Source organism: Candidatus Kryptoniota bacterium (assembly GCA_036567965.1).
Lineage (GTDB): Bacteria > Bacteroidota > Ignavibacteria > Kryptoniales > JAKASW01 > JAKASW01.
Genome location: DATCTN010000005.1, coordinates 1 through 10,939 on the forward strand (window position 1 = coordinate 1; position 10,939 = coordinate 10,939).

Genomic DNA, 10,939 nt, shown 5'->3' on the forward strand with positions numbered 1-10,939 from the left:
TTGAAATCGGGACAGGCGCCGGAAAGTACCAAAGTCCGCCGAAGGCGGATCCGTCCTCCGGCGGAGAAAAATCAAGCGTTCACTACGCGAAACGCTTCGTGAAGTGTAGCTATCGGAAAAAACGGCTGGAAATTTCCACTCAGAAGAAACAAATAAACTAGGCGCCTTCGGCGCCGTCGAACAGTATTTGTTTCTTGATCCTGCCCTGGAAATTTCCTAATCGCCATTTTTTCCGAAGGCCCTATCTGGAGCGCTACTCTCCTAATTGAAAATGAGACACTATCGATTTTTGATTTATGCTTCAAGAGAATTAAATTTAACACACGCGCCCATAGCTCAACTGGATAGAGCAACGGCCTTCTAAGCCGTAGGTTGTTGGTTCGAGTCCAACTGGGCGTACTCCCCTTCAAGCACGTTCCCGTTAGCGCTCGCTCATGTCGGAAGTCGAAACTCAAAGTAGAATTCGCACAGGTGGACCTTCCCCTTCAACTGAAAGCGGCTGTCCGACGTCACAGCGTCTGAATACCCGTTCGTCCGGTCAGGAGATCAACTTACGCTTTCAAATCAACCGTCGACTTGAACTCCGGCTGCTTACGTACTTTAGTCGCCTGTTCGAATGAATACGCGAGCTTGATCAGCTTCGCCTCGGTCCAAGCGAGTCCGAAGAACGAAATCCCAATTGGAAGGCCGAAAACAAAACCGGCAGGCACGGTCACACTGGGGTAGCCTGCGACTGCGGCAGGCATAGAGCTTCCACCCAGGAAATGATCTCCATCGACCAGATCCGTCAGCCACGCAGGACTGTCCGTCGGCGCAACGAGAGCGTCGAGATTGAATTTTTTCATCACCGCGTCTATGCCTTCCTGCCTGACAAGCTTGCGGCATTTCGCCAGCGCATCCAGATATTCTTTGTTTGTCAGCGGTCCCCTTGCTTCGGCCTTTATGAATAGATCCTGACCGAAATAGGGCATCTCTTTAGTCTTGTTCTTCTCGTTAAAACCAATCAGGTCACTCAGCGTGTGCATGGGCGCGTCTGGCCCGAGCCTTTCGAGGTAAGCCTTCATGTCCGATTTCAATTCGTATTGCAGAACCAGGTCCTCGGCGTTGCCGAGCTTGGCCAGAGATTTTATTTCAACCGGATCAACGAGCACAGCACCGGCGGATTTTATCGCCGCGATGGCGGTGTTGATCACGGTGTCGACTCCCTCATGAAATCCGAAGAAGCTCCGCACAACTCCTATCCTCGCACCTTTAAGTCCGTCAGCGTCCAGAAATTTCGTATAATCTGTGAAGAATTTTCCTTTGCTCGCCTTGCTTGCTTTGTCAGCGGAGTCGACTCCTACAAGTGCTCCGAGGAGCGTCGCCGCGTCCCTGACGCTGCGCCCCATAGGGCCGGCCGTGTCCTGTGAGTGCGAAATCGGGATCACTCCTGTCCTGCTTACCAGTCCGACAGTTGGCTTGATACCGACGATGCCATTTAACGAAGACGGACTGACAATCGAGCCGTCAGTCTCCGTACCGACAGCAACTCCTGTCAGATTTGCGGAGACTGCTGCCGCGGATCCCGAGCTTGATCCGGAAGTGTTACGATCGAGTGCGTAGGGATTCCTGGTCAGTCCGCCCCGGCCGCTCCAGCCGCTCGTGGAATGACTCGACCTGATATTTGCCCATTCGCTCAAATTAGTTTTACCGAGTACGACGGCTCCGGCTTTTCGGAGCTGTCCGACGAGGAAAGAATCGCCCGGCGGCTTCGAGCCGACGAGAGCGAGTGAACCCGCCGTGGTCATCATCTTATCGGCTGTATCGATATTGTCTTTTATCAGAACCGGTATACCATGCATCGCACCTCGCGAACCTTTTTCTTTTCGCTCCTTATCGAGCTGGTCGGCGATGTCGAGGGCATCGGGATTTAATTCTATGACGCTGTTCACCATCGGACCGTGTTTGTCTACCTCGTCGATTCTCGAAAGATAATGTTCCACGATGGAACGAGACGTGTATTTTCCGGACTCCATACCCGCCTGCAGCACGCCGACAGTGATCTCGTCAAATTCAGACGACTGAACTTCGAACGAGCGTGCAGAAGTCGAGCCGGACCTCACAAAAGACGGGAACGCGACCGCCGCAACTCCGCCGGCCAGCGCGGTCTTTAATATATTCCTCCGTCCAAGATCAGTGTTTATTTCAGTTCTCGATCTCTTCTTCCCCATGGTGTCTCCTCCTCTCCTGATTGTTTAATCGCAACTCGAAGTCAGGTAATAGCCGACCATACATCCCGAGTAATTGCCAGATCAAATATGAACGATACTCTATTCCGAAATGAACATCTCCTGAAATTTTATGCCCGACAGTTCTTCTGCGAATTTGTCATCCCTTTCATCTCAGCGCCTAAGTCTTTACGGTGAACCGCTTTATCTTCTGCGTCGTGGTCTTCTGAAATTCCTCATCGCGTACGAAGAATTTCTTGATTTGCTTATAGGAAGGAAGTTCCTGGTTTACCCTTTTTATTTCGCCGTCGATGATCTCGTTTATCAACTCAGGTGTAATCTTTATCCCTTTCGACTCCGACACCTCAATAAACGATTCCGCGTCCACGACGATCTGGGCGCCAATGATTTCTCCCTCCTTCGCGTTGTCTTCGCCGTATACCATGCTCTCGAGTATGAACGGACTCCGGTTCAGCACGTCTTCAATTTCCTCCGGGAAAACGTTCTTTCCGGATTTGGATATAATTACATTCTTCTTTCGCCCGCTGATATGCAGAAATCCGTCTTCATCTATGAATCCGATATCTCCTGTCTTGAACCATCCGTCGTCCATCGTGTCTTTAGTCGCCTGGTCGTTTTTATAGTAGCCGACCATCACGTTCGGTGCTTTTACAAATACTTCACCGTGTCCCTCCGGATCCGGCTCACTTATTTTCAATTCAACATGTGAAAGCGGAAGCCCCGCAGCGTCATCCTTAAAACAATCGAGCCGGTTAAGCGCGAGAATCGGCGATGTCTCAGTCAGCCCGTATCCCTGCACGAAACCGAATCCGAATTCTCGTAGACCCTTCGCTACGACCGGATCGGGTGCCGCACCGCCGGCAATGAAGCATCGGATCGAACCGCCAAACCTGTGATGGATCTCCTTGAACACGAGTTTCTTCGAGCCCTTCCAGCCGATCTTCTGGAGGAGGTCCGTAGCCCTGATCATCGGACGTATGATGGGTGCTACGAGCTTCTTCTCTTTTATTCCCCTGTAAATCGCCTTGAACATCTTATCGTAAAGAAGCGGTACAGCAAGGAGTATCGTCGGCTTCACACGCTGGAGATCCTCGACGATAGTCTTGAGCGATCTCGCGAAATGGACGGACGAGCCGCCGTAGAGCGGGCACAATAAGCCGCACGTGCATTCGTAAGTATGATGGATGGGAAGGACGGAGAGGAAGCTGTCCGTCGGGAAAATCCCGAACATGCTCACCATGTCCATGAGATTTGAGGCGATGTTTTTCTGGCTCAACATGACTCCCTTGGCGCGCCCGAGCGTTCCGGACGTAAATATGATTACCGCCAGGTCGTCGGGATTGATGTCCGGCAGCTGGCCTTGATCGATTCCCTTCGTCGACGAGATCATCCTGCTCATCGGAAGGAATCCGTCATCTTCTTCTTTCGAGTCCATATTTATGTAATGCTTCAGATTATGCAGCGATGGTCTCTTCTCGCGGAACATAGGTTCGTATGTCTCCGAGAAGATCACAGCTGTCGCATCGGACTCGTGAAGTATGTTCAGAATTTCGTTGACCCCGAGATTCTTGTCGACCGGCACTACCACATTATTAAATGCCATGGATGTCAGATACGCGAGTGCCCATTGAACGCGGTTCTCACCGATGACCGCGATGTGGTCCCTTTCTTTAATCCCAATGCTTCGCATCGCGGTTCCGAACCGCAAAACGTTATCAAGCAGCCCCTGGAAACTCAGCCTGCCGATCGGTGTGTCATTCAGATCCTCAAGGGCGAGTTTCTGACCGTACCTCCGCGCCGATTCGAGGAGCATGTGCTGAACCGAATTGATGCGAGGCACGTCGAAGAACTTGAGATTCTTTTTCATGACTGATCCTCTTTCTGGCTTTTGCCTCTTCTCTGTTTCTCGAGCACGGTCAATCTGTCAGAATTGCAGTCAGATGCCGCATGGTGCTCCTGCATCAAGTTCGAAGTTTTAAAATCTAAAAACAGACCTTTATAGTGGAAACGGAATTCTTCTTCGTCTCCAGGATCACGCGATCGCCTGCGAACGGAACCTCCTTGCCATCTTCTTCGAGGAAATTCGATTCGAGCACTCGTTTAGGGACACGCGGAAGAGTGAGCTCAGCCTTTGAGCTCGTGCCTTCGGCATCGTACCACTGTATTATCCAGGCATCCGATTCCTCGGCTTTTTTTGCTACTGTCAGCACAAGGTTCGATGGGGACAACGTGAAGAATGAATGTTCCGCAGGTAGCTTGCCATTGTGGATCGACCCGAACTCGGCAATAAGAGGATAATTGTAATCGTACCCTTCGCGGTCAGTTCCTCCATCCTTCCAACTCCCTGCATGAGAATAAATTGCGTATTTGATTTCATGTTCACCACGATCTGCAGTTGGGTCGGGCCACACGGGCGAGCGCAGTAGTGAAAGGCGCATTACATTTCCCTTCGTATCGTATCCATATTTCGACTTGTTCAGGAGGCTTACGCCGAAATCGTCATGAGACATGTCGGCCCATCTTTCGGCGGGCACCTCGAACTCTGCTTTCTCCCAACTGTCGGTGGGTATCGTGGCACGCACTATCGAACCGTACGGAATTTCATAAGTCGCGAGAGAGTCGTGGATATTAAGCGGGAAGGCTACTTTAAGCATAACGTGTGTTTCCCACCAATCCGCGTCGAGCCCGAAATCGACCCTGTCAATTCCGTTGTACAATATGATATCCTGTTTAAAGAAGGAGCTGGGGAAATTGTCGGTCGGGAACGCACCGACCTGGCCCGGCTTCAGAAAATCCCTGTAAACCCGGAGCACCACTCTCACCGGGCCGTTCTCCACAACTTCTATCTTCCTGAAGGTCGAGGGGTACTCGACTCCGGTGAACCCGATGTTCCACGCGTCCCATTGTTTCGGTTTGTCCTCAAGGAACTGAAGCCTATTGCCGAACCCGTCCAGCACTTCCCTTCCTTTCTTCTTGTCGATAATGCTCTTCACCCACCCGGAATCGGGGTCGACAACCACTTTGTAGAACTGGTTCTCGAGAGTTGTAGAGTCAATCTTCAGATCGGTCGACGCAACGCGCGATTTGCCTTCGCGGAGTTCGTAAGTTTTATAACCGAGAGACGGCACATCGCGCGCGATAAAAATTATTTCGCGGGAATACTCGCTCAGGTCAACTGCCTGCGAAGGAATCTCAACACCTTTCGAATCGAAGAGCGAGTAATCTCTGAGATCGCCCGAGGGAAGTTTCAACTTGACCACATCGGTTCTGTCCCATGATAGAGGATTATAGACGACGATCGGTTTTCCCTTCAGCTTCGAAGTGTTGATTTGCTTTTCGATCTCGTCGAGCGAGCCATCGAGCTGGTACTTGCCTATCTCTTCCGCCTTCTCATATCGCTTCGCGGCATCGATGTAGTTCTCGCGAATACCGGAACCCGGTAGTATATCGTGGAACTGGTTGAACATCACTTCACGCCATCCATTTTGAAAATCATCGCTATTGTATTTCCGGCCGTACATCGTCGCGATCGTGGAAAACTTCTCCGCATTGGTCATCAGGACTTCCGATTTCCTGTTTGCCTTCTTGGTCTCCGACTGAGTCGTGAAAGTTCCCTGGTGATACTCGAGATAAAGTTCGCTGTCCCACACCGGCAGTTTCGAAAGGTCGTTCTTCTTCAGCCAGTCGATATATTTCGCCGTCGTTCCGAATTCAATTCTTGGATAAATGTCAAGAGTCTTGAGATGATCGATGCGTTTCATCATTTCAAGCGACGGTCCGCCGCCATGATCTCCGATCCCGAAGAGGACCATCATGTTCGTGAAGCCGGTGTTTGCTTCAAACTGCCGGAGCCAGTCGGTCAGTTGGTACGGGTTCGAAATCTCGGTCCCATAATCAAAAGGAAAGTAGCTCAGGATTCTCGATCCGTCAGCGGATTCCCAGAAGAACAAGCGGTATGGAAACACGTTCGTTTCGTTCCACCCTATTTTCTGGGTAATGAACGCGTCGATCCCGGAGTTCGTATAGAATTCCGGCATATTCCAGTCGTATCCGAATGAATCGGGGTTCCAGCCGATCTTGGCCTCGACTCCGAGATTCTTCTTGAAATATTTCTGAGAGTAGAGGAGCTGGTGAAACCACGATTCGCCGCTGGGGAGATTGCAGTCCGGCTCTATCCACATTCCACCGACGACTTCCCATCGCCCGTCTTTTACTCGCTGTTTGATGCCGTCAAACACCCGCGGATAATCTCTCTCCATCCAATTGTAGTAGGCGGCCGCGCTTTGCGCGTACGTGAGGTCTGGCCTCACGTCCATCATGTGGAGCACCGACGCAAAAGTGTTCCTGCAAACCTGGATTGTTTCGGGATAACGCCACAGCCATGCCGCATCGATATGTGCATTCGAGACGAAGTAGAGAGTAAACTGCTTTACGAAATCGTCTATAGCTTTCAGCTGCGGCCTTACCGAATCGACAGACGATATAAACTTTTGCGTCTCACCGTGCTCGAGTGCAGCGACGTCGACTTTGCTCGCGAGATCCTGCAGGAGATCGTTCAACCCGACCTTCTCGTCGTGACTTATTTTAGACTTGTCGATATGTGGATCGACTTTCACGCGGGCATTAGTCTGGTATGTATCAAAGCTGAGAAGTTTCTGTCCAACACGAAGACTGAGCGAGAGGTCCTGCATTAGATCGGGGAGACGGCTAATGATGTCGTTTCTGAGTTCAGCCCGTAACAGGTGCATCATTGCTCCGCCATTGACCGCCTTAATGGCAATTACGAATTGCATTCCCGGCTTAGCATCTTCCGTCAATAAAAATTCTTGTTCGTAGGCGAAATAGCCGTAATCGACACCGTTGATGTACATGTAACCGTAGTTGTCGAACTTTACGAGGAGGCTCACCTTTCCTCTGACGGGCTTTCCGAAAATAGTGTCGGGAAGGACATATACTTTTCTGATCCAACACGAGTCGAGATCGATTTCGTCCCCGAGTCTCGCATTGTCCCACTTTGAGTCGTCAAAACCGGAAGAAGTCGGATCGCCTTTCAGAAGACCGGTGGACAAATCGGGACTGACTTTCCAGTTGTTGACATTCACTGATGCCGCCAGCGAATCGAGTGCTCGGGCAAGCGCGTCTACATGTGTCTGAACAATAGGCTGTGAATCAGCTTTTGAAAACGGTAGAATGAAGAACAAAGTCAGCGAAATTCTAAAGAAGGAATTCATTCGTCGCTCATCTTTCTGGAGGGCGCGGGGATGCCGTGCTCAGCGGAGTTAATTCTCTTCCGGTTGGAATGAGAAAATTGTTCGATAGATTTATCCAAACCATCGCGGCCGATAAATTTGGTTCTTTTTCTTGTTCGAAGCAATTCTGCGCCAACCTTGCGAACACTTCCCGCAAGAAGACCACGAAGGTCGATTTGATCTAGCATCATCCGTTCAAAACTTCGCAAGGCGACGAGGTTGGAAAAATGAATTGGAGCAGAAATTAGTGAAGAAAGGCCATGGGGAGGTAGGAGGCAGGTGCTGGCTGGAACAATCCAGTCACGACGAACCAGCGTTCAGGGACTTACAGCCACGCTTTCTTGAGAAGGAAATTCTTAACGAACTGCGTGAGGACCACATAACAAATCAGCGTAAGCACAATAAGCGGCCAGTAGAGGCCGGGAAGACCGACAAACCCGAGCGCTGGTCCGAAAGGAGAATGGGGGATCCAGATCCCGATTATCATGACGATCGCACTTGTCACCATTAGCGGCCAGCTGGCGCGGCTCTGGATGAACGGTATATGATTCGTTCGGATGACATGAATGATCAGAGTCTGAGTCAAAAGGGACTCAACAAACCAACCGGTCTGGAAAAGTGGCGCGTGAATCGGATTCCAACAGTTAAAAACATATAACATTATGAAATATGTACTGTAGTCGAACACGGAGCTGATCGGCCCGATAAAGAGAATGAATCTTGATAGCTCGCTGATAGACCAGGGTCTGGGTTTCGCTACTTGTTCCACATCGACCTCGTCGGTCGGTATAGACGTCTGCGAAATATCGTAGAGCAGATTGTTCGTCAGGATTTGGACCGGCATCATCGGAAGGAACGGTAGGAAGATGCTGGCGCCGAGTACGCTGAACATATTTCCAAAATTAGAGCTCGCGCCCATGCGGATATACTTAAGGATGTTCGCAAAGACTTTTCTTCCTTCAAGCACTCCTTCTTCCAGGACCATCAGGCTCTTCTCGAGAAGGATCGCATCCGCGGATTCTTTCGCGATATCTACGGCGGAGTCCACCGACACGCCGACGTCTGCAGCTCTCAGTGCCGGCGAATCGTTGATGCCATCGCCCACGAAACCGACCGCGTGGCCTTTGCTTTGCAGTGCTTTCACAATCCGCTGTTTATCGGTGGGCGACAGTCTCGCAAAAACCGTGGTTCTTTCTGCCACCTGCGCGAGATCCTCGTCCGAAAGCTGGGACACTTCCCCGCCGAGGAGGATGTGCTCGACCTCCAGCCCGACCTCGCTGCAAATTTTTCTTGTCACAAGCTCATTGTCGCCTGTCAGGACCTTCACGGTGATGCCGTGACTTTGAAGTGCCCGGATTGCCGGTAAAGCGGTCTCTTTCGGAGGATCGAGGAACGCGAGATATCCTTTCAAGATCATTCCGCTTTCGTCGTCTTTGGTGTACGCCTGCTTTCTTTCCAGGTCCTTGTACGCAAGCGCGAGGACGCGGAACCCGTCGCTGCTCAAACGTTCGTACTCCTCTTTCAGATCGGTGATCAGCACGGGATCGATCGGGTGGATCTCTCCGTCGATTTCAAAATCAGTACACCTTCTGAAGATTTCTTCAGGAGCTCCCTTAGTTATCATTCGCGTTTTGGAATCGGGCAGCTCGACGACAACAGACATGACTTTTCTCGAGAAGTCGAACGGTATTTCGTCGACCTTCTTATGATCGGGCAGGTGAATCCGTTCAGGTACTTCCTTGCGGGCGAGTATCGCGCGATCCAGAATGTTTCTCAAACCGGTTTGGAAATGGCTGTTTAGATAAGCCATCATCAGCACGTTCTCGTCTTCCTGCTGCACAACGTCGCAGTGCTGCTCGAGGATGACGTGGTCCACAGTGAGTGTCCCCGTCTTGTCGGTGCAGAGGACGTCCATCGCGCCGAGATTCTGGATCGAGTTCAGCCGTTTTATGATCACTTTCTTCTTCGACATCGCGATGGCGCCTTTCGAAAGGCAGACGGTGACGATCATCGGAAGCATTTCAGGAGTGAGTCCGACCGCGACCGCGAGAGCGAAGAAAAACGCTTCGCGCCAGTTTCCCTTCGTAATGCCGTTGATAAAAAACACGAAAGGCACCATCACGAACATGAAGCGCAGCATTAGCCACGTAAACTTCTTGACGCCTTTGTCAAAGCTTGTCTCCTGTACCTGGCCGGTAATCAGGCCCGCCATTCCGCCGAGGTAAGTGTCGAATCCGGTGTGGACAACCACTCCGGTCCCGCTGCCGCTTTCGACACTAGTGCCGAGGAAGCATAGATTACGGACCTCAATTGCCGACCGCACCGTGCCGTCCTCCACGACGTCGAACTTCTCGACAGGAAGAGATTCACCCGTAAGGCTGCTCTGGATTACGAAAAGATCTTTCGACGTTACCAGACGGACGTCCGCAGGAATCATATCTCCGGCCGCGAGCTTAACGACGTCGCCCGGGACGATCTGGTCGAGAGGTATTTCGGCGGCCGTCCCGTCGCGGACGACGGTCGCGGTCACGCGAATCATCGCTTTCAATTTCGCGGCTGCGGTATCGGCCCGGAATTCCTGGACGAACCTCAGGACGATCCCGAGCAATACCATGGAACATATGATTGTTCCGGTTTCGATGTCCTGTGTCAGGAATGAAATCGTCCCGAGGACAGCAAGAAGGATTACGAGAGGATTTATCAGCGCAGTCTTCAAAAGTTTGAGCCAGGCGTTTCCCTTCTCCCGTACCACCACATTCGGGCCATGCTCTTCAAGTCTCTGCTCGGCCTCCTCGGAAGTGAGTCCCTGCGGTGAAGAGTTCAGATGAGTATACAGCTCATCCGGTGCGAGCGTCGCTGCTCTCAGAAGGCCGGGCGAAATGTCCGCTTTAAAAGCACCTCGCTGGACCGCAGGAATTATCTTGGGAAGTATGTTCGGGAGTGAGAGCTTCATCGCCTCATCATGACTCGATCACGATTCCAGGGGTCAATTCCATCGCCCGGCAAATTGTCGCGTGCAACGGAATGTTCGCCGGAATGCTTGCGAATTCAAAGTACCTCGCCCAGCTGTGCCGACACCTTGCGTGAGAATGACACGAAGAAAGACCGCAAGTTGAGATTAATGAATTGCACCAACAGGCACCGTCATTAGAAAGAAATTAGGACAATGAATCTTTATCAAATTGTTTAAGGGGCAACGCGAACTTCCACCAAATTTAGTTGCTTGGCCAGAAACAAACTACAAAAAATTTCGGTAGTGGGCTATTTTGACGCTATTGAAATGTCCCATCGTTGAGTATTCTACGCCGTTCAAAAAAACACAAATGTCATTCCCGAACGCTCCTATCGGGAATCCATGGTTGAGAATGGAGATAGATTCCCGCTAAGAGCACGTCCCCACGATCCGGCCGCCGATCCTGCGGTCGGACGGGAATGACAGTAAGAGAATTTGTCAATGTCACT

Annotated in this window: 4 protein-coding genes and 1 tRNA gene; 1 reads left to right on the top strand and 4 read right to left on the bottom strand. The window is 51.2% G+C overall.

The window, feature by feature from the left end; translation table 11 throughout:
* The first annotated feature begins 325 nt into the window (after positions 1 to 325).
* Positions 326 to 399: transfer RNA gene (locus tag VIS48_00745), tRNA-Arg, on the top strand.
* A 152-nt stretch (positions 400 to 551) separates the two neighbouring features.
* Here VIS48_00745 and VIS48_00750 read toward each other — a convergent pair.
* The 4 genes from VIS48_00750 to mgtA all read right to left on the bottom strand — a co-directional run bounded on the left by VIS48_00750 (position 552) and on the right by mgtA (position 10,430).
* Positions 552 to 2,210 carry an amidase gene (locus VIS48_00750; protein HEY9164667.1) on the bottom strand — a complete coding sequence of 553 codons (1,659 nt, stop codon included), beginning with the start codon at positions 2,208 to 2,210 and terminating at the stop codon, positions 552 to 554.
* Between the two features lie 178 nt (positions 2,211 to 2,388).
* A complete protein-coding gene (locus VIS48_00755) occupies positions 2,389 to 4,095 on the bottom strand; it encodes an AMP-binding protein (protein HEY9164668.1) in 1,707 nt (568 codons plus the stop codon).
* 115 nt (positions 4,096 to 4,210) lie between these two features.
* Positions 4,211 to 7,459: a glycoside hydrolase family 38 C-terminal domain-containing protein gene (locus VIS48_00760; GenBank protein ID HEY9164669.1), complete on the bottom strand. Its 3,249-nt coding sequence runs from the start codon at positions 7,457 to 7,459 to the stop codon at positions 4,211 to 4,213.
* 343 nt (positions 7,460 to 7,802) lie between these two features.
* Positions 7,803 to 10,430: a magnesium-translocating P-type ATPase gene (gene mgtA, locus VIS48_00765; GenBank protein HEY9164670.1), complete on the bottom strand. Its 2,628-nt coding sequence runs from the start codon at positions 10,428 to 10,430 to the stop codon at positions 7,803 to 7,805.
* Positions 10,431 to 10,939 lie beyond the last annotated feature (509 nt).